Here is a 20025-nt window from a genome sequence, read left to right on the forward strand (position 1 = left end):
GCCGACAGTATAACCCGAACAGGAAGGAGAGCAGTGATGAGTTCATCTCCCGTGGCCATTGTGACCGGCGCCGGTACCGGAATCGGACGCGCGGTGATGCTGGCGCTGGTGAGCGCCGGTTATCGCGTGGGAGCCGCCGGCCGTAATGGCGAGCGTCTGCAACAGGGGCTGGCGGACGCCGGGTTGGGGCCGGATCAGGCGCTGGCCATCGCCACCGATATCACCGACCCGGATTCGGTGAAGGCCCTGTTCACCAAGGTGAAGGAGCAGTACGGCCGGCTCGATCTGTTGTTCAACAACGCCGGTATCGGCGCTCCGCCGGTGCCGCTGGAAGAGCTGTCGGTGAAACACTGGCGGGCGGTGGTGGACACCAATCTGACTGGAGCCTTTCTGTGCACCCAGGAGGCGTTTCGCATCATGAAAGAGCAGAGCCCACAAGGCGGGCGTATCATCAACAACGGCTCGATCTCCGCCACCTCGCCGCGACCGCGCTCGGCCCCCTACACCGCCACCAAGCACGCCATGACCGGGCTGACCAAATCCACCTCGCTGGATGGTCGCGCTTACAACATCGCCTGCGGCCAGATCGACATCGGCAACGCCGCTACCGAAATGACCGAGCCGATGCGGCGCGGCATTCCCCAGGCCAACGGCGATATCCTGGTGGAGCCGATGATGGACGTGGCCCATGTGGCCGACGCGGTGGTGCACATGGCGCGGCTACCACTGGACGCCAACGTGCAGTTCATGACCATCATGGCCACCAAAATGCCGTTTGTCGGGCGGGGCTGAGAGCGAGAAGACCTGAAATCGGAGGCTGCCACGCCGTGGCTGTGGGAAGCTTGCTTGCAAGCGAATTGGCCTGGTTCCTCAAGAATTCGCTTGCAAGCAAGCTTCCCACAGAGACTTCGTAGTCCGCTCCGCGGGAAGCGGCCGATCGGTGCCGAACAGGCCTTAGCCGGCCTGTTCCGACCGTTCCAGTTCGGCCAGGATTTCCTCGTTATGCTCGCCGAGACGCGGCGGTGGTCGGCGCAGGCTGCCCGGGGTGCGCGACAGATTCACCGGGGCCGTCGCCAGTAGCGCTTCCTTGTCCAGTCCAGGAATGGTCATTGGCTGCAGCATGCCGGTGGCCTGAACCTGGGGATGAGCCAGGGACTGCGCCGGAGACAGCACCGGTGCCGAGGGGATGCGCGCCTCCGCCAGCGCGTCCAGTGCCTCGTCGAGGGTGCGTTCCGCGCACCAGGCGGCGATGCGTTCACACAGTTCCTCGCCATGGGCGCCGCGCCCCTCATCGTCCTGGAAGCGGGGATCTTCCAGCCACTGCGGCTCATCGATCAGTTTTGCCAGCCGGCGGAACAGGGGATTGCCCACCGCCTGCAGCACCAGCCAGCCGTCACGGGCTTCGAACAGATCGCCGGGGTTGGTGAAAATGCCCCGGTTGCCCGCCGGCTGACGGTCGCTGGCGATCAGATGCTGTTCCACCAGGGGCTGGGCGTGGGCGGACAGCGCGGTATTCAGCAGGGCCCCGGTGACCTCCTGACCACGTCCGCTGAGATTGCGTTCCATCAACGCCAGCAGGGTGCCGAAAGCCGCGTGGGTGGCGGTGGCGTGGTCCACCCAGTTGACCTGGGTGCGGCGGGGCTTGCCGTCCTCGCCACTGAGGTATACGCCGCCGCACATCACCTGGCCGATACTGTCGAAGCCGGGGCGGGTGCTCCACGGACCTTCCTGACCGTAGGCGCTGAGGTTGACCAGAATGATATCCGGCTTGATGGCGCTGAGCGTGGCGTAATCCAGGCCCATTTTGCGCAGGGTGGTGGGGGGCAGATTGGCCACCACCACATCGGTGTTGGCCAGCAGCCGGCGCACGATGGCGCGGCCCTCGTCGCTGGTCACGTCCAGGGCCAGCGAGCGTTTATTGCGGTTCATTTGCAGATACAAGGCACCGGTGCCGTCGTCAGTCACCGGCATCAGGAAACGGTCTTCCGCGCCTTCCGGGCGTTCCACCCGGATCACATCGGCGCCGAACTCCGCCAACAGCGCGGCGCAAAAAGGGCCGGCGATGAAACGGCCGAAATCCAGAACACGGACACCGGTCAGCGGCCCCGCGTTGCCGCCAGCGGGCGGTGTTGTTGTACTCATGATCTCTCCCGATATCGGTCTTTGTTATCGTTTACACTATAAATCCATAACCGAGGTCCGCGCCAATGGCGTAACTGGGGAGAGCCGGGTGTCGAAAAAACCGAAGACCGATCAGGAAGTGGCGGTGTTTCGTAAGCGGGTGTGCGATGTCGCCACCCGTTTGTTCATCGAGCACGGGCGGGAAAACGTGACCATGCGGCAGATCGCCGCTGAACTGGGTGTCAGCGCGATGACGCCGTATCGCTACTTCCGCGACAAGGACGAAATCCTCGCCGCCGTGCGCGCGGCTGCTTATAACAAGTTCGCCTCGTCCTTGTCCCGGGCGGTGAGCCGGGCTCCGGATGTGCGCGCCAAGGCCCGCGCCGTGGGCGATGCTTACGTCCGTTTCGCCAAGCGCTATCCCGCCGCCTACCAGATGATGTTCGACTTCTCCATGCAGGATGAGGAACGTTATCCGGAACTGGTCAAGGCCAATGCCCGTGCCCACGACACCATGATCGGATATGTGCAGTTAATGATTGATGCCGGCCTGCTGCAGGGGGACGCGGATCTGATCGGCTATATGTTCTGGGCCACCATGCACGGCATCGTGGTGTTGGAGATGGCCGGCCGCCTGGATCGGGAAATCGACGCCGATACCTTGCGCGAAAAATGCATGCGCACCCTGTATGCGGGCATGCTGGCTTCACCGCCGTCGCTGGAACCGGGCCCCCCGGTGGATGAAGATCAGGCTTGATCTTTAAAGATATACGGTGTAAATCTTACCGCCATCCCGAGGCGAGCTGTCTTCGAGCAGCTCATTGAATTTACAACGTAAACCCGTTTTTAACGTAAACCATTACGTAAACAATAGGACCGGCCGTCCACGGGGCGCCGGAACGAAGAGGACTTCCCATGGCACTTCCTGATTCCATCGCCAGCCGGCTGCGTTTGCCGGTGCTGTGTTCACCGCTGTTCATCATCTCCAATCCGGATCTGGTCATCGCCCAGTGCAAATCCGGCGTGATCGGCTCTTTCCCTTCTCTGAATGCCCGTCCGCTTTCACAGTTGGACGAATGGCTGCACCGGATCACCGAGGAGCTGGCGGCCTGGGACCGTGATCATCCGGACCAGCCGTCCGCGCCGTTCGCGGTGAACCAGATCGTGCATAAGACCAATGATCGTCTGGAACAGGATCTGGAGCTGTGCGAGAAGTACAAGGTACCGCTGGTGATCACTTCCCTGGGCGCCCGCGAGGACCTCAACCAGCACGTGCACAGCTGGGGTGGCATTACCCTGCACGACGTCATCAACGACCGCTTCGGCCGCAAGGCCATTGAGAAGGGCGCGGACGGCCTCATCGCGGTGGCCGCCGGTGCTGGTGGTCACGCCGGTAAGTTGTCGCCGTTCGCCCTGGTTCAGGAACTGCGCCAGTGGTTCGACGGTCCGATCGGGCTGTCCGGTTCCATCGCCAATGGCCGTTCCGTTCTTGCCGCCCAGGCCATGGGCGCGGACCTGGCCTACATCGGCTCCATGTTCATCGCCAGCGAGGAAGCCAACGCGGCGGAAGGCTACAAGCAGATGATCGTCGACAGCTCCGCCAACGATATCGTCTACAGCAACCTGTTCACCGGCGTGCACGGTAACTACCTGGCGCCCTCCATCCGCAATGCCGGCCTCGATCCGGAAGACCTGCCGGAAAGCGATCCGTCGAAGATGAACTTCGGTTCCGGCGGCAGCAGCAAGGCCAAGGCCTGGAAAGACATCTGGGGCTGCGGCCAGGGCATTGGCACGGTGGACAAGGTGACTTCCGCGGCCGAACACGTGGACCGTCTGGCGCGGGAATACGAAGCCGCCAAGGCCGAGCTCAACGGCAAGGTCGCCTCTCCGGCGCTGCGCGCCGCGAGCTGATCCTGATGGCGCATACCCTGATCCTCGGTGGTATCCGTTCCGGCAAAAGCGCGGAAGCGGAGCGGGCGGCGGCGAGCAGCGGCCGTCCGGTGACCTATGTGGCCACCGCCACCGCCGGGGACGGGGAGATGCGGGATCGTATCGAGCGGCACCGCCGCCGCCGTCCGGACCATTGGGGGCTGGTGGAAGAGCCGTTGGCGCTGGGCCGGGTCTTGCGCGAGCAGGCGCCTTCGTCACCGTGTCTGTTGATCGATTGCATGAGCCTCTGGCTGAGCAACCTCCTGCACGCTGGCGAGGAACGCTGCCGGGAGGAGCGTGATGATTTTCTTAAGGCTCTGATCGGCTATCCCGGCCCGCTGGTGATTGTCAGCAATGAAGTGGGTCTTGGCATCATCGGCATGGATCCCCTGACCCGCCGCTTCGGCGATGAACTGGGCTGGCTCAATCAGGCGTTGGCGCAACGTTGCCAGAACGTTCGTCTGGTGGTGGCGGGGTTGCCCCTTGATCTGAAATCCGGTGTCCCCTCCCGCTGACCCGAACACCCCCTCCCTTGACCCGGGCGTCGTCCGGCTCGCCTCCGATTGTCATGTTCATGCCAGACGGCAACGGTATACTTTTTGGCGCGCGCTGCTGGCGCCGTCTAAAACGTCTTTTTTTATCGTGTTTGATTCCGGGGGCGTACCGCCAAGAGCCAATCATGCTGATACGATTTTTTTTAATCATGACATTGCCGCTGGTACTGGCGGCCTGCACGGATGCGGAGGAAGCTTCCTCCGCCGGGGAAGTGGTGGCTCGTGATGGCGCGTCCATCTATCGACAATACTGCGTGGTTTGTCATTCCAGCGGCGCCGGCGGAGCGCCGGTCGTGGCCAAGGAAAACCGCTTGCACTGGTCCCACGAAGTGGAGGAAGAAGGCTTTGAAGCTATCGTGCGCGAGGCCGTCAACGGCGTTAACGCCATGCCGCCCCGAGGCGGGTGCATGGATTGCAGCGACGATGAAATCCGCGCCACGGTGATTCACATGTTGCAATTGAGCGGCGCGAAATAGGGTTGTCGCTAGGGCAGAAAGGACTACGAAGCCGCTGTGGGAAGCTTGCTTGCAAGCGAATGCCCAACGGCCCGGGCATTCGCGGCCAAGCGGAGCGCCGCCCGGGCCTCTTCCCACAGTGGCTCCGTAGTGGCCTCGGTATAACGGGCTCCGTGGAGCAGAAACGCTTGCTCTAGCCAAACAAACCGGACAGCAGGTCCCGCAATAATCCGGTGATCGGCGACAGCAGGTCGCGGAGAAGATCCAGCGGCCCTTCCAATACCGTATCCAGTATCGTGGTGATCTCTCTCACCAGGGTGGACAGCACCGAAGAGAGAAAGTCGCCGGGCAGGGTAGTGTAATCCCCGGCTCCGGGAATCTTGTTGAGCCAGAGCACATCGTTGACCAGATTCTCCAGGGTTTGCTGGACCGTCCCCACCAATTCGTCACCGCCGGCGCTGACATCCAGCGCCACCAGCTGCTCCAGCGTGTTGGCCAGTCCCAGGGTGACGGTGGACAGTACCGACGTGAGCCCGGCGAACACCGGCACCTCCTCGGGCATCACTTCCTCGATGCCATCCAGGATGTTGTGCAGGTTGCGGGACAGTTCCACCAGGGGGCCGGCGATGAAGGCGATGTCATCCACGGTGCTGCCCTCGCCCGGCTCGGTTTCACCGCTGCCGATACCGGCGGCCAGAGACTGGAAGGCACCGCCCAATTGATCAAACGGCGCCGGCAGGCCGCTGGTATCAATGGCCTGCAGTTGCTCGGCGGCGGCCAGCACCGCTTCCACCGACTGAGTGATTTCGCTGCTGTCACCGTTGACAATGGCGGCGGTGGCCGCATCCAGGGCGTTGAGCAGAATGTCCATGCCGGCGATCAGCTGGTCCAGTGTCTGTCGCATCTCAGGCGGCAAATCCGCACCGGCTTCGGTGAAACCCGACACCAGGGCTTCGCGCAGTTCCTTCAGCGGGCCGGTGAAGGTGGCGTCAAAGTCCTCGGGCAAAGGCAGTGGCAGGGCACCGTCGCCAATCGGTTGGCCGGTAAAATCGTTACCCGGGGTAAGACCGGTTTTCGGTTGTTTGTCATAGCAGTGCGTGAACGCCGGGGTCAGCTCAGCGCTGCCGTCGATGACGCCAAGCCCTTCCGCGTCTTTATCCACCACATAGACTTCCAGGCACAAAGATGCCGGAGTCTGGTTCTGCTCATCCGCCTCGGTGGCCTGCAGCCACATGAAACCGTATTCATCACCTTGCTGGAACAGCGCCTGGTTGCGCTGCGGATCGTCAATGGAGCGATGTTTGCCGGCGGCGCCGCTGACCATGAATTCGGTGCGGCCACAGGAGGACGGCACGCCCGGCAGGACTTGCAGATCATGATCATGACCGGCCAGGAAGAAGTCGGCCTGATCGCACACCGCCTCTTCCAGAAACGCCTTCCAGCGGGTGCCGGCCAGCACCGGTAGAATCTGACGCGGTACGCCGTCATAGTTACCGGCATTGCCGTGGGAACCGTTGGAGAGATAAGGGTGATGCGCCATGGCGATCTTGAATACCGCGTTGGAACCGGCCAGGGCGTTCACCGCCCAGTTGCGCTGGTCCACGCCATAGGTGTGGTAGGCATAGGCGATGTCCGGGTCGGCGAAACCGCCGGCGATGGGGTTGGAATCCAGCGCGAAGAAATCCACCAGCGGGCTGCCGTCACGGGTGGTTGGGGCGGGAGTGTGCCGGTAGTACCGGTCCGGCATTTTCCAGCGGTTGGACAAGCGGCCATCGAAGTAATGATAGTCGACCTGGAATTCGCCACGGGCGTTGCCGGCGCCGTCACCGCCCACATAACCGGTATTGTCGTGATTGCCCAATACCATGTAGAACGGCAATTGGATCGGTTCGAAAGGTTTCTCGAATTTTTCCTCGAACTGGGGATCATCGACGCTGGTGACCCCGGATTCATAGATGTTGTCGCCCAGTCCCAGGGCGAGGTGGCAGCCGGCGGCGGCGGATGTTTCGTCCATGCCGCCTTTGCGATTACAGACGGCGGCAATGGCTTCCCCCACCGCGTATTGTCCGGATGAACCGCTGCCGGAGTCGCCGATCACGATGAAACGCAGGGACGCCAAGGGTTCCGGTTCAGGCTCCGGCTCGGGATCCGGATCAGGGTCCCCGTTGCCATCACCGCCATCACTTCCGCCATCCCCGTCACCGCCATTATTGCCGTCGCCATCCCCGGGGGCGCTGGGATCGGGGTTGGCGCCACCGTCGGCATCACTGCCAGAGGAGCCACCGCCTCCGCAGGCGGCCAGTGTCAAAGCCGCCAACAGTGGCAGCAGGGTCCATAGGGGCTTCATGACATTACCTCTTCCTGGTTGGGCTCGACGGGAGGATGGAACAGGGCGGTGCGCAAGGTTCGAGGACGGGAAACCGGCAGGTCTTCCTTGATGCGGCTGTTGCCGCTTTCCACCGCCACGACCTTGGTCAGGCGATCATTGAGCTGCCCGCGCAGGTCATAGGCATCGATGCTGTTGACGTAGTAGTACTCGGCTTGCGCGCGTGCCCGGGTCACATCCACCAGTATGAAACCGTGGGTTTTCAGTTCGGTGTAACGGATGTGCGGATTCACCACCGGCAGCGCCACCGAGGCCAGCTCCGCCAGGCCCTCGGGGAAGCCGGGGCTGGTAACCGAAGGGGTGACGAATTCCGCCGCCAGCGGACGGGCAAACAGGTCGCCCACCAGTACCGCGGGATTGCGGTACAGCTCATTGGCCCAGGAGGTGTGAATATCCCCGGTGAGCACGATCACGTTATCGATGCGGTGGTCTTCCAGATGTTTGAGGATCGTGTCGCGATCAGCGGTATAGCCGTCCCATTGATCCATGTTGATGGCCAGCAACTGACCTTTCATTGCCGGGGTCAGGCCGGGGATTTCAAGAATATTGAGCTGGGAGAACATGACCTGTTGGCCGATGAACCGCCAGTGGCCCCGGGCGTTGTCCAGGCCGTCGAGCAGGAAGTCCATCTGTTCGGTACTGATCAGACGGCGATCCGGGGCGTTGCGCTTCGGGTCCAGTGAACCGGCCACCGCCGGCAGCGGCGCGTCACGGCTTTCCAGCCGGGTATCCAGCAGGGTCAGGTCGAGCAGATCGCCGAAGTGGAAGCGGCGGTAAATGACGTCGGTGTTGCCGGGTTCGCGGGGGCGTATCGGCATCCATTCGAAATACACGTCGCGAGCGGCGTTCTTGCGCTGTTCCCAAACGCCTTCGGTGAGGGGGTCGTGATTCTCGGCGCCACCGTGCCAGCTGTCGTTGGCGGACTCATGGTCATCCCAGATCGCGATCATCGGGAACTGTTGGTGCAGCGCCTGCAGGTCCTCATCGGTTTTATACTGGGCGTGGCGCCGGCGGTAGTCCTCCCGGGTGACGATTTCGTGCGGCGGATCCGGCACGCGTTCGGGAAAGTCTCCGTACTCGCCGGCGCCGTATTCGTAGATGTAATCCCCCAGGTGCAGCACGAAATCCAGATCGCCCAGTTCCGCCACCGCTTTGTAGACCGAGAAGTAACCATTGGGGAAATTGGAGCAGGACACCACCGCGAAACGAGCGCGGTCAACGGCATTCCAGGATGCCGGGAAAGTGCGGGTGCGGCCCACCGGGGAGCGCTGCTGCCCCACCTCGAACCGGTAGTAATACCAGCGGCCGGGCAGCAGTCCGGTGGCGTCCACCTTGACGCAATAGTCGCCATCGGCGCTGGCCACGGCCTGGTATTGAGCCACCACCGCGGTCATGGCGGGATCCGTGGCGACGGTGGCGGTGACCGTTACCACGGCGTCTTCCTCGGGAGTGACCCGGGTCCACAGGATCACTTGCGTGGAGAGCGGGTCGCCGGAGGCCACGCCATGCAGAAAACGGACGTTGGGCGGTGCCGGGGTTTCCGGCTCCGGTGATGGCGGGGTCGGCGTACCGGGGTCCGTGGGCTGATTGGGGGCTTCGGGATTGCCCACGGGCGGGCTGCCGCCACCACCGCCGCCCCCGCCACAGCCGGCCAATACCAAAGTGCTGCCTGCCCCGAGTGTCCGTACCAGAGCACGACGTTTGTGATCCATGCTGATCCCCGCTGAAAGACGGTCAATAAATGCCCCAAGGGTAGGCAGGGAATTGCACCGGCACCGTGGCACTTACGTTTAGTACGGCAGTGCCATGTGTCGGTTTGTAAGGGCCCGGTTAAAGGTGACGGGAGGATGAAGGGGGGATGAAGAAATGCGGATGGAGACCGGGTCTGGTGGAACGTAATCCGGGGACAGAGGGTCTTCAGTTTGGGTGTTTTGATCCGCAGTGTCGGAGAGCGATGTGCGTATTCTGGTCATCGAGGATAACCCGGACATTCTGGCCAACGTGATGGATTACCTTCAGTTGAAGGGGTTCACGGTGGATTGTGCCCGGGATGGAGTCAGCGGGCTGCACCTGGCGGTAACCCAGCCTTTCGACCTGATTCTGCTGGATATCATGCTGCCGGGTATGGACGGCTATCGGTTGTGCGAGCGGCTGCGTCTGGACGCGGGCGTGACCACGCCGATCATTATGCTGACCGCCCGCGATGCGCTGGATGATCGGGTCAAGGGGTTGCGTACCGGGGCCGACGACTATCTGATCAAGCCGTTCGCGCTGTCGGAGCTGGTGGCGCGTATCGAGGCGGTGCTGCGCCGCTGCCAGGGTGACCTCAAGCGCCGGTTGCAAGTGGCGGACCTGTGCTATGACCTGGATACCCTGGAAGTGAGCCGGGGAGGACAGTCCCTGAAACTGAATCCGCTGGCCTTGAAGCTGCTCGAAGTGTTGATGCAAAAAAGTCCGGCGGTAGTGCGCCGGGAAGCCCTGGAAGCGTCGTTATGGGGTGAAGACCCGCCCGACAGCGACAGCTTGCGCAGCCATATCCATCAGCTGCGTCAGACCGTCGACAAACCCTTCGAACGGGCCCTGCTGCACACGGTCCACGGTATCGGCTATCGACTTTCGGATCGTGCCGATGCCTAGCCGGCAGCCGTTTGTCCGGCGTCTGGTGATCGCTTTCACGGTGATGACACTGGTGGTCAGCGGACTGTTTTCGTTTGGCATCTTCTTCTCCGTTCATTTTGTTGAACAACATCTGATGTCGGAGGAGATGGGACGTAAACTGGATGCCATTCTTTCCGATGATTCGCGGTCACACGCTTCACCGCGGCCGGACTTCAAAACCCGTTTCTATAGTGATGCTGGCGATGGCTTGCCGTCGGAGCCATGGATGATGGTTTTGTCGCCGGGGTTTCATGAACTGGAGCGTGGTGGCGAGGCCTATTACGCCTATGTGCGAGATCAGAGCGGGCATCGTTACGTGTTGCTGCAGGAACAGCAGGAATTCGAAGCGCGCGAGCAGGCGTTGTTCCAGGTGGTCGCGGTGGGGTTTCTGCTCAGCGTGGTGGCCGCCTGCCTGCTCGGTTGGTTATTGGCCCGCAAGGTGATGGCGCCGCTGGTGACACTGGCCTGGCAGGTACGGCAAGAAGACCGGCTGTTGTCCCATTCTCCACCACTGGCCCTGCATTACGCCGACGATGAAATTGGTCATTTGGCGGAGGCCTTTGATGCCACGCTGCGGCGTTTGCATGAGTCCCTCGAACGGGAGCGTCTGTTCACCGGAGATGTCAGTCACGAACTGCGCACGCCGCTGATGGTGATCGCCGGCAGTTGTGAGTTGCTGGCGGCCCGACCGCTGGCGGACAGGGAGAAGGAGCAGGTTGAACGCATTGCCCGCGCGGTGGAGGAAATGCACGGTCTGGTGGACACTTTCCTGATGCTGGCGCGCAACGACCCGGAAGACTCGGCCTTCGCCGCCGATGCTTCTCTTGAACAGGTAGTGGCAGAACAATGTGCGCGCTGGGCACCGCGGATTCGTGCCAAGGGCCTGGCTTTTCAGGTGCGATACCGGAACGACGAGGACGGTGCCGACAATGCCTATAACCCGACTTTATTGGGCGCGGTGCTGGGCAACCTGTTGCGCAATGCCTGTCATTACACCGAGAGCGGCGGTGTCATCCTGACGGTGTCGGCGCAGGGCTTCGAGGTGGAGGACAGCGGGGCCGGTATCCCCGAGGCGGAGCAGGTGACGGTGTTTCAACCCTTCGTGCGTGGCAGCAGTGCCCGGGGTGAGGGTATGGGGCTCGGTCTTTCTCTGGTGAAACGCATCTGTGCCAGTCAAGGCTGGCGTATCTCGGTAACTTCCCTGCCCGCGGGCGGCTGCTGTTTTCATGTGTCGCTGTCATCGTCCTGATTTTTTTGGAAAAAAACCCACTTAACGAAATTTTGACATCCCTTTGACGAGTGTTTCAGGCGGCTTTTCTTACTGTTATGGCTGATATTCCCAATGGAGTAGAGCCATGTCGGATTCACGGCCGGTGGAACTGGAATTTTCCAGAAAGTACGACCTGCAACACGCCGAGCACTATCTGAACAAGCATCAGGATGGCTGGTCCCGCCGGCTGTCCAACTGGCGCGATCAGCAATTGGCGCGTCGGGCCTTGAAACAAGCCGGAGAACCCCGGTTGGTACTGGACCTGCCCTGTGGTGCCGGGCGTTTCTGGTCCACGCTGGCGGAGCACCCGAGCCGGGAAATTCTGGCCGCCGACTACTCCGCCGACATGCTGGATGTGGCCCGGCGCCATCAGCTACGTGAAAGCCAGGGGCGGGTGCGGACCTTGCGCACCTCGGCATTTTCCATCGATCTCGATGACGCCAGTGTTGACTGTGTGTTCTGCATGCGGCTGCTCCATCATGTCGCCGACGCTGAACACCGAACCACCATACTGCGCGAGTTTCACCGGGTCAGCCGCGACACGGTGATTCTGTCCCTGTGGGTCGACGGCAATTACAAAGCGTGGCGCCGTCGCCGTCTGGAGCAACGCCGCGACCAGAGCCGCAATCGTTTCATCATCACCCGGGATCGGGTGGAACAGGAGTTTCGCGATGCCGGCTTCGACATCGTCGGCCACCAGGATTTTCTGCCGGGTTACGCCATGTGGCGAGTCTATACTTTACGCAAGAAGGGTGCCGGTGGCGGGAGCGAGGATGAGTGAATCAACCTTCTCCTACTGGTGGCGGCGGCATGGGCCCTGGGTAGAGCCCGCCAACCAGCGGCGTGGCGGCGAGAGCGGCGTACAGTACCTGCGAATCGAGGGAGAGGGCGTGCCGGGGCTGTATTGCAAACGGCAAACCGGTCATCTGTATCGCTCGCTGCGCTATCCGCTGGGACGGCCTACCGTGGTTCGCGAGGCAGAGGCTTACCGGGCCTGGCGGGCTTTGGGCATTCCCTTGCCGGTGCTGCGCTACGCCGGTGCCCGGCGTGAACAGGGGCAGTGGCGCGCGCTGTTGGTGACCGAAGCGCTGACCGGGTTCATCAGTCTGGATCAATGGTACGCGCAGGCGCCGCGCGCGGAACAGGAGCGGCATGCGATGCTCCATGATCTGGCCACCATTCTGGCGCGACTGCACACCGCCGGTTGGCAACACGGCTGCCTTTACGCCAAGCATGTGTTCGTCAATGTGGGGCATGGCCGGCCGCGGGTGGCGCTGATCGATCTGGAAAAGAGCCGCCGCCGGTTCCGGCGGGCCACCGCGTCATGGCGCGATCTGGATCAGTTCGGCCGGCATCGCGGCACCATGCCGGAACGGGATTGGGCCTGGTTTCTGGAGCAGTACCAACGGGCCTGGGATCACAACACCAAGGCGGCGGCCAGTAGCACCGTGGTTTCCACCACTTCGATCAGGGCACCGGCGGTGTCCCCGGTGAAGCCGCCCAGCCGCTGACGAAGCAGACGCACGGCGCCCCAGGTGACCAGCACGCTGATCAGTACCCAGGCGGCGCCGGCGAAACCACCGAGCAGCACGCTGAGCAGCGCGGTCAGCGCCAGGGCCAGAGAGACCTTGCCCCGGGGCAGGTGGTCCGCGCCGGCGCGTCCCAGTCCTTCCGGGCGGGCGTAAGGTAGCCGCAGAAACAACGAGGCGGTGGCCGCGCGGGCCAAGACCGGCGCCAACAGCAGTGGCAGGGACCAGCCCAGATCCAGCAATGTCCACAACGCCAGGGATTTGCCCAGCAGCACCAGCACCACGGCGCTGACCCCGGCGGGACCACTGGCCGGATCCTTCATGATGCGCAGAGTACGCTCGCGGTCGCCGTAGCCTCCGAGCCAGGCATCGGCACTGTCGGCAAGGCCGTCCAGATGCAAGGCGCCGGTGAGCAGCACCCAGGCCGCCACCAACAGAATGGCCAGCGGCGCGCTTTGCCAATGAAGCCAGCCGCCGCTGGCGGCGCCCAGCCACAGCAGCAATCCGACGATCAGCCCGACCAGGGGATAGCAGGCCACCGCCAGGCCCTGATCACGGTCGTCGGGCGTCCGCTTCAGTCCGCTGGGCAGGCGGGTCATCAACGCCAGGGCGGTGCGCAGCGGCATGGCGGTCATGGCGTCAGTCCGTGGCTGAGCAGGCAGCCGAGGCGGCCGTGTTCGGTGTCGTCCAGCCGTACCCGGCTGCGCCCGGCGTAGGGGATATAAAGACGCGCCATGGCCCGCGAAGGGGCCAGATCCAGTACCGAGGCCAGTATCATCCGGATCATGCCGCTATGCCCGACCAGCAGGACGCGCTGTCCCGACAGGCGGTCGGTCCATTGTTCCCAGGCGGCGGATACGCGGGCGTGGAAGTCAGTCAGGGACTCGCCATTGGGGGGCGGATTGCGCTCGCCGTCGGCCCAGAATGCCGCCAGCCGTTCGCCGTCGCGTTGCGCCAGTTCGGTGGGGGTGAAGCCCTCCCAGTCACCGAAGTGAATTTCCTTGAGTTGCGGTTCCACGTGCAAAGGCAGGCCCCGTTGCCGCGCCACTTCCTCGGCGAAGGCGCGGCAACGCAGCAAGGGCGAGCTGAGCACCGCGTCCCAGTGCTCATCGGCACTGATGGCGCCGCGCATTTGCGCCCAGCCGGCGTCGCTGAGCGGGTCGTCACGGTGCCCGCGATAGCGGCGCCCGCCTTCCGGTTCGCCATGGCGGATCAGGTCCACCCAGGTGGTCGTTTCAATGCCCATCGCTACGGTCCTTTGCTGATGCCGGCGTCCTCGAACGACGCCATCTCGTTATGCAGGGCGCAGGCCTGGCGCAGCAGTCCCACCGCCACCGCCGCGCCGCTGCCTTCTCCGAGCCGCATGCCCAGCCGCAGTAGCGGGTCGGCGTCCAGAGCGGTCAGGACCCGGACGTGACCGGGTTCGGCGGACTGATGAGCAAAGTGCAGCCAGTCCGCCAGACCCGGTTGCAGGCGCGTCGCCGCCAACGCCGCCACCGATGCGATGAAACCGTCCACCAGCACCGGCAGCCGGGCCTGGGCGGCGGCCAGGAAAGCGCCGGCCAGGGCCGCCACCTCGAAGCCGCCGAGGGAGGCGAGAACGGAGAGGGGCTGGCCGGCCTCGGTAACGGTATCGCGATGACGCTGCAACGCCCGGTGCAGTACCGCCACCTTGCGTCGAAGGCCGTCGGCGTCGAGCCCGGTGCCGGGACCGGCCAGGGCCTCCGGTGCCAGGTCCAGCAGGGCACAGGCCACCGCGGCGGCGGCGGTGGTATTGCCGATCCCCATTTCGCCGCCGATGAACAGCTCGGCGCCGGTCCGCGCCGCCCGTTGCACGGCGCTCTGCCCGGCGTGCAAGGCGGCTTGCAGCTGTTCGGCGCTCATCGCCGGCGCCGTCGCCAGATTGGCGGTGCCGGGCGCGATTTCCGCCATTACCACCCCGTCATGGATGGGCAGTGGGTGCGCGGTGCCCAGATTGACCACCTCCAGTTCCGCGTTCAGATGACGGGCGAGCACGCTGATGGCGGCGCCGCCGTTGACGAAGTTGGCGATCATCTGGCCTGTCACTTCCTGGGGGAAGGCGGACACGCCTTCGGCGCAAACGCCATGGTCGGCGGCGAACACCACGATGCGCACGCGGTCCACCGCCGGGCGGGGGCGTTGCTGTTGCGCGCTCAGGGTAATGGCAAGTTGTTCCAACTGTCCCAGGGAGCCGGCGGGTTTGGTCAGGCTGGCCTGGCGCTGACGGCCTTGCCGCAGAAAATCAGGACCCAGGGAGGGGGGCGATTGTCGCCAGAAAGGGGAAGAAACGGGCACGGGGCTATCCAGTGGCAAAGAGCAAAATGGTCGGCACGCTTGGAGGGGCTGTCAAGGGTTGAAAGCCGGACGCCAGGCGCCAGACGCCAGACGCCAGACGCCAGACGCTAAAGTCAAAACCCGGGGCTGCGGGCATTGTGGTCATAAAAAAGGTTCATCGCGGTTTAGAGGGCCACGGCGCTTCAATCATGGGCATGGGTCTGTAACGGAAGGGGCTATCAAGCCGCTCTGGGAGCGTGTCCGCAAGCGAATACCCCACACCAGAGGCCGCATTCGCCAGCAAGCTGGTCTCCCACGGATCATGCCACGAAGCCGCTGTGGGAAGCTTGCTGGCAAGCGAATCGCCAACGGCCCAGGGCATTCGCGGCCATGCGGAGTGCCCCTTCCCGCTAAGCCGCGATGAACCATAAAAAAGCGTTTTAGTGCTTGCCAGGGCGTTGGGTCTGGTTTTGCATTATCGGCGTCAGGCTAGGCCACCCGGCTAGGCCCACCCCGCCGCCCACGCTAGACTTGGCGCCTCATTTCATTGGGATGGTCTCCACAATCCATGGGCGCCTGGCTTTGCGTATTGGCTGTTTTACTGGACACCGCTTTGGGGGAGCCCCGGCGCGGGCATCCTCTGGTGGTGTTCGGCGGCTGGGCCACGGCTCTGGAACGGCGTTGGAACCGGCAACCCGACCGCAGCGGGGGAGCCGGCGTCAAAGCGACCCTGTTGCTGGTGGGCGGGCCGGTGTTGGTGGCGGCGTTCTGTCAGTGGTGGTTGCCGTCGGTGCTGCTATGGCCGTTGCAGGTGCTGGTGCTGGTGCTGGCAATGGCACCGCGCAGTTTGCACGAACATGCCCTGGCGGTGGCGCGGCCCTTGGCCCGCGCTGATCTGCCCGCCGCCCGTATGGCGGTTGGGCGGGTGGTGAGCCGGGACACCGCCGCTCTGGACGAAACCGGCGTCGCCACCGCCGCCACTGAATCGGTGCTGGAAAACGGCGCCGACGCCGTGTTCGCCACGCTGTTCTGGTTTCTGCTGGCCGGATTGCCCGGCGTCGTCGCCCATCGCGCCGCCAACACTCTGGACGCCATGTGGGGGTATCGCAGCGAGCGTTACGAGCGATTCGGTAAAACCGCGGCCCGTCTGGATGATGTGCTCAACTGGGTGCCGGCGCGTCTTACCGCCCTGAGTTACGCGCTTTGTGGTCAGACCCGTTTGGCGCTGTCCTGCTGGCGCCGGCAGGCCCGGCAGTGGTCGAGTCCCAATGCCGGCCCGGTGATGGCCGCCGGCGCCGGAGCGCTGGGCGTATCGCTCGGTGGCGGCGCGCCCTATCACGGTCAATGGCGGCAACGGCCCGTGCTGGGGGAGGGCCCGACGGCGGAGGCGGCGACCATCGACGCCTCTCTGCGGCTGCTGCGGAGAACCCTGGGTTTGTGGTTGCTGGTGGCGGTGACCGGAAGTGTATTGCTGTCGGTGGGGAACCCATGAGCCGGGACTGGGAACGTGACCACGGTGGCGGCCGCCGGGTGGCGGCCCGGCTCTGGGGGCGGCCGGAGGCGGACTGGCTGGATCTGTCCACCGGCATCAACCCGAAGGGCTGGCCGGTGCCGCCGCTGCCACCGGAAGTGTGGCAACGGTTGCCGGAGCCGTCCCCGGAGCTGGCGGATCTGTCCCGCCAATGGGTGGGCGCGCCGTCCACGACGGCCTGCCTGGCGGTGCCGGGCAGCCAGGCGGCGATTCAGCAACTGCCGTTGTTGCGCGCGCCTTGCCGGGTCGGCGTGCCGGTGCCGGGTTATGGCGAGCACGCCTTGTGCTGGCGGCGTGCCGGTCACCAGGTGCGTGGTCTCGGCAGTGATCAGGTGGAGGCGGCGCTGGATCAACTGGATGTGCTGGTCTGGATCAATCCCAACAACCCCACCGGCGAACGGCTGCCGCCGGAACGGCTGTTGGCCTGGTGCCGGCGGTTGGCGGATCGCGGTGGCTGGCTGGTGGTCGATGAAGCCTTTCTCGATGACCCGGCAATGAGCGTCGCCGCCGATACCGGGGCGCCGGGGCTGGTGCTGCTGCGTTCCCTGGGCAAGGCGTTCGGGCTGGCTGGCGTGCGTGCCGGCTGGGTTTTCGCCGAAGCGGCGTTGTTGCAACAGCTGGCGCGGGCGCTCGGCCCCTGGAGCCTGAGCGGCCCGGCGCAGGCGGTAATGGCGGGCGCCCTGGCGGACCACGCCTGGCAACGCGAAAACCGGCAATGGCGCCGGCAGGCGGCGGAACGCCTGTCCGGGTTATTGAGCGCAGCGGGACTGAGGGTGGCCGGTGGCACTGATCTGTTCCTGTATTGTCCGCACCCCGGTGCCGACGCCCTGGCCCGGGCTCTGGCCCAGGAGGGGATTCTGGTGCGTGCTTTCGGTGACCCGCCGGCCCTGCGCGTCGGTCTGCCGCCGGACCAGAACGCCGCCTGGAAACGGCTGGAACGGGCTCTGGCCGAGCCGGCAGTGCGGGAAATCATTGACCCGCCGAGGCCAGATTGATAGCTTCGCGCCACTTTCGGGTGCCCGTGAGCCTGCCAGGCCACGGGTTAAACGGGAAGTCGGTGTGCCCTGGGTTCCGAGCAGCTACCAGGGGTGAATCCGACGCTGCCCCCGCAACGGTGATTGAGTACACCGCGATCCGCGACCGGTCCGGCGCCGGCCGCCACCACTGTGCCCCAGGCATGGGAAGGTGATTGCGACGGAAGGTGTTCCACCTTCCACCTCATCAGTCCGGATACCGGCCCGAAGGGGAGAGGCGTGCCTCTCCGCCAGGCGTCGCGGTGGGCGACCGCCGGGTGATGCGAGGGCGTTTCCCACGCCCGCTTTCGTGGCTTGCCTCCGCCGCCTCTCCCGGATGTCCCGCCGTGACACGACACCATTCGCCGTGCGGGTGAGCACGGCCAGGGGAAATTCGTGCCATGTCCAGATTCAAACTGACACCGGTGGCCGCCGCCGTTATCGGCCTGTGTGCCACTACCTCCCATGCTGGGGAAACCCCAACCGATCCCATCTTGCTGGCGCAGCTGTCATTGCCGGAAGTGAAACCCCACGAGAATCGGCTTGATCCGGTGGTGGTGACGCCGAGCATGACCACGCAAACCGCCCGCGCCAGTCTCACGCCGGTGGCGGTGATTGACGAAGAAACCTTGCGAGAACAACAACCGCTGGAAATGGCGGACATTCTGCGCGCTCAGCCCGGGGTGGATATCATCGGCAATGGCGCTTTCGGCAAAACCACCAGCGTTTATATGCGCGGCACCAGTGGCAGTTCCACTTTGCTGTTACTTGACGGCGTGCGTATCCGGCCCGCCACCGGCGGCACGCCGTCCTGGCAGTTCCTGCCGCCATCAATGATCGACCGGGTGGAAGTGGTGCGGGGGCCGCGCGGCAGTCTCTATGGCTCCGACGCCGTGGGCGGCGTGGTTCAGGTATTCACCCCGGACGGCAGCGGTGAGCCTGGCGCCTGGCTGGAACTGGGCGGTGGCAGCTTCAGCACCCGTTCCATCGGCGGCGGTGCGGCCGGTGAAAAAGACGGCACCCGCTACAGCATGGCGGTAAACCGTTTCGATACCGACGGCACCCGCCTGCGTGAGCACGGTGATGATCGCGGTTACGACAATACCTCCGGCATCGTCAAACTGAGCCATCGCTTCGGTGAGCGGGCGGAAATCGGCGTGATGGGGTTCCGCGCCGAGGGCAACACCGAGTTTGAGCCCGGCACCGCCGCCACCCGGGAAGACACCGATTACCTGATCCAGGTAGGGGCTCTGCACGGTGAATTACTGGTGTCCGATGACTGGCTGATGCAGCTGCAAGTCAGTGAAGCGAAGGATGAGAACGACAATTTCACCGACGGTGATCTGACCAGCACCTTCAACACCAAGACCCGAGCCGTCAATCTGAAGAACCACTTCCTGGTGAACGATTACGTGGAACTGATCGTCGGTGGTGAGTATCTGCGTGACGACATCGAAAGCACCACGAAATACAGTCTGGACAACCGCGAGAACAAGGCGGCCTTTGCCCAGTTGATGACCACTGTCGGTGATCTGGATGCGCAAGCCAGCGTGCGCTATGACGACAACGAAGCCTTTGGCCACAAGAGCACCGGCGGCGTGGCCCTCGGTTACGCGCTGAACCCATATCACCGCCTTCGTGTCAGTTACGGCACCGCCTTCCGGGCGCCGACCTTCAACGAACTCTATTATCCGGGCTTCGGCAATCCGGACCTGTCGCCGGAAAAATCCGAAAACAAGGAAATAGGCATACGCGGGCAGTACGGCCGTGGCTTCTGGGATCTGTCGGTATTCCAGAATGATGTCGAGGATCTGATCGCCTCGGAACTGCGGGACGGCAAATACCTTCCCTATAACGTCAACGAAGCACGCATTCGCGGCGCCGAACTGCAAACCGGTCTCGACCTGGATCAGTGGCGTCTGGCCATGGCAGTCACCGTACTGGATCCCAAGGACGAGGAAACCGATGAGCTGTTACAGCGTCGAAACCGCAAGAGCGTGCGTTTCGATGTGGACCGGGATTTCGGCTCCGTGTCACTGGGCGGCAGCGCGGTGTTCCAGGATCACCGCTACAACGACGCCGCCGCCACCCAGCGCCTGCCGGGCTACGGCTTGCTGGACCTGCGCGCCAGCTGGCGCTTCGCCCCGGACTGGACCACCCGGGTCTCGGTGAAGAACGTATTCGACAAGGAATACGCCACGGCGCGGAACTATTCCGGCTGGCATTATCTCAACGCCGGCCGCACCGTGTTCGTCAGCGTGCGCTACGATATCCGCTGATCGCA

At 64.0% G+C, this 20025-nt stretch carries 18 protein-coding genes and 1 riboswitch; of the genes, 12 read left to right on the top strand and 6 right to left on the bottom strand.

The window, feature by feature from the left end:
- Positions 1 to 36: 36 nt before the first annotated feature.
- Entirely contained in the window at positions 37 to 792 is a 756-nt protein-coding gene (locus E0L37_RS00935) for an SDR family oxidoreductase (RefSeq protein WP_133489942.1), read from the top strand.
- Positions 793 to 954: 162 nt separating this feature from the next.
- On the opposite strand, the gene E0L37_RS00940 is transcribed toward E0L37_RS00935, so the two are convergent.
- Positions 955 to 2142 (bottom strand): CaiB/BaiF CoA-transferase family protein, encoded by a 1188-nt coding sequence (locus E0L37_RS00940; RefSeq protein ID WP_133489943.1) that lies wholly within the window; start codon positions 2140 to 2142, stop codon positions 955 to 957.
- An 88-nt stretch (positions 2143 to 2230) separates the two neighbouring features.
- On the opposite strand from E0L37_RS00940, the gene E0L37_RS00945 reads away from it, so the two are divergent.
- The 4 genes from E0L37_RS00945 to E0L37_RS00960 all read left to right on the top strand — a co-directional run bounded on the left by E0L37_RS00945 (position 2231) and on the right by E0L37_RS00960 (position 5080).
- Positions 2231 to 2878 carry a TetR/AcrR family transcriptional regulator gene (locus E0L37_RS00945; RefSeq protein WP_133489944.1) on the top strand — a complete coding sequence of 216 codons (648 nt, stop codon included), beginning with the start codon at positions 2231 to 2233 and terminating at the stop codon, positions 2876 to 2878.
- Between the two features lie 158 nt (positions 2879 to 3036).
- Positions 3037 to 4032 (top strand): nitronate monooxygenase family protein, encoded by a 996-nt coding sequence (locus tag E0L37_RS00950; protein ID WP_133489945.1) that lies wholly within the window; start codon positions 3037 to 3039, stop codon positions 4030 to 4032.
- A 5-nt stretch (positions 4033 to 4037) separates the two neighbouring features.
- A complete protein-coding gene (cobU, locus tag E0L37_RS00955) occupies positions 4038 to 4565 on the top strand; it encodes a bifunctional adenosylcobinamide kinase/adenosylcobinamide-phosphate guanylyltransferase (protein ID WP_133489946.1) in 528 nt (175 codons plus the stop codon).
- A gap of 164 nt (positions 4566 to 4729) precedes the next feature.
- The gene (locus E0L37_RS00960) at positions 4730 to 5080 is read left to right on the top strand and encodes a cytochrome c5 family protein (RefSeq protein ID WP_133489947.1); all 351 of its coding nucleotides are present in this window, start codon (positions 4730 to 4732) and stop codon (positions 5078 to 5080) included.
- Positions 5081 to 5252: 172 nt separating this feature from the next.
- On the opposite strand, the gene E0L37_RS00965 is transcribed toward E0L37_RS00960, so the two are convergent.
- Positions 5253 to 7406, bottom strand: coding sequence for a metallophosphoesterase (locus tag E0L37_RS00965; RefSeq protein WP_133489948.1), 2154 nt, complete (start codon positions 7404 to 7406; stop codon positions 5253 to 5255).
- Positions 7403 to 9157 carry an alkaline phosphatase gene (locus tag E0L37_RS00970; RefSeq protein WP_133489949.1) on the bottom strand — a complete coding sequence of 585 codons (1755 nt, stop codon included), beginning with the start codon at positions 9155 to 9157 and terminating at the stop codon, positions 7403 to 7405. The genes E0L37_RS00965 and E0L37_RS00970 overlap by 4 nt, the downstream gene beginning before the upstream one ends.
- Positions 9158 to 9401: 244 nt before the next feature.
- Here E0L37_RS00970 and E0L37_RS00975 point away from each other — a divergent pair, with 244 nt between their 5' ends.
- The 4 genes from E0L37_RS00975 (at position 9402) to E0L37_RS00990 (ending at position 12884) form a co-directional block, all read left to right on the top strand.
- On the top strand, positions 9402 to 10082 hold the full coding sequence (locus E0L37_RS00975) for a response regulator transcription factor (protein ID WP_133489950.1): 681 nt from the start codon (positions 9402 to 9404) through the stop codon (positions 10080 to 10082).
- Complete coding sequence (locus tag E0L37_RS00980; protein ID WP_133489951.1) at positions 10075 to 11352, top strand: HAMP domain-containing sensor histidine kinase; 1278 nt, start codon at positions 10075 to 10077, stop codon at positions 11350 to 11352. The genes E0L37_RS00975 and E0L37_RS00980 overlap by 8 nt, the downstream gene beginning before the upstream one ends.
- A gap of 106 nt (positions 11353 to 11458) precedes the next feature.
- Positions 11459 to 12154 (top strand): class I SAM-dependent methyltransferase, encoded by a 696-nt coding sequence (locus tag E0L37_RS00985; RefSeq protein ID WP_133489952.1) that lies wholly within the window; start codon positions 11459 to 11461, stop codon positions 12152 to 12154.
- Complete coding sequence (locus E0L37_RS00990) at positions 12147 to 12884, top strand: lipopolysaccharide kinase InaA family protein (RefSeq protein WP_133489953.1); 738 nt, start codon at positions 12147 to 12149, stop codon at positions 12882 to 12884. Before E0L37_RS00985 ends, E0L37_RS00990 begins: the two co-directional genes overlap by 8 nt.
- On the opposite strand, the gene E0L37_RS00995 is transcribed toward E0L37_RS00990, so the two are convergent.
- Genes E0L37_RS00995 through cobT form a run of 3 tightly spaced genes read right to left on the bottom strand, consistent with a single transcriptional unit; the run spans position 12791 to position 15218 of the window.
- On the bottom strand, positions 12791 to 13537 hold the full coding sequence (locus E0L37_RS00995; RefSeq protein ID WP_133489954.1) for an adenosylcobinamide-GDP ribazoletransferase: 747 nt from the start codon (positions 13535 to 13537) through the stop codon (positions 12791 to 12793). The two genes, E0L37_RS00990 and E0L37_RS00995, sit on opposite strands and share 94 nt — an antisense overlap.
- Entirely contained in the window at positions 13534 to 14148 is a 615-nt protein-coding gene (locus tag E0L37_RS01000) for a histidine phosphatase family protein (protein ID WP_133489955.1), read from the bottom strand. Before E0L37_RS01000 ends, E0L37_RS00995 begins: the two co-directional genes overlap by 4 nt.
- Positions 14149 to 14150: 2 nt before the next feature.
- Entirely contained in the window at positions 14151 to 15218 is a 1068-nt protein-coding gene (cobT, locus tag E0L37_RS01005) for a nicotinate-nucleotide--dimethylbenzimidazole phosphoribosyltransferase (RefSeq protein ID WP_133489956.1), read from the bottom strand.
- 568 nt (positions 15219 to 15786) lie between these two features.
- Between cobT and cbiB the strand changes: the two genes are divergently transcribed.
- From cbiB to E0L37_RS01020, 3 genes are all read left to right on the top strand, one after another.
- Positions 15787 to 16689 (top strand): adenosylcobinamide-phosphate synthase CbiB, encoded by a 903-nt coding sequence (gene cbiB / locus E0L37_RS01010; protein WP_255433106.1) that lies wholly within the window; start codon positions 15787 to 15789, stop codon positions 16687 to 16689.
- Entirely contained in the window at positions 16686 to 17723 is a 1038-nt protein-coding gene (gene cobD / locus E0L37_RS01015) for a threonine-phosphate decarboxylase CobD (protein ID WP_133489958.1), read from the top strand. The genes cbiB and cobD overlap by 4 nt, the downstream gene beginning before the upstream one ends.
- 1 nt (position 17724) lies before the next feature.
- Positions 17725 to 17985: riboswitch (cobalamin riboswitch) on the top strand.
- Positions 17986 to 18142: 157 nt separating this feature from the next.
- Positions 18143 to 20020, top strand: coding sequence for a TonB-dependent receptor domain-containing protein (locus E0L37_RS01020; RefSeq protein WP_133489959.1), 1878 nt, complete (start codon positions 18143 to 18145; stop codon positions 20018 to 20020).
- The last annotated feature ends 5 nt before the right edge of the window (positions 20021 to 20025 follow it).

This window comes from Alcanivorax sp. 24 (assembly GCF_004360225.1).
Classification (GTDB): domain Bacteria; phylum Pseudomonadota; class Gammaproteobacteria; order Pseudomonadales; family Alcanivoracaceae; genus Alloalcanivorax; species Alloalcanivorax xiamenensis.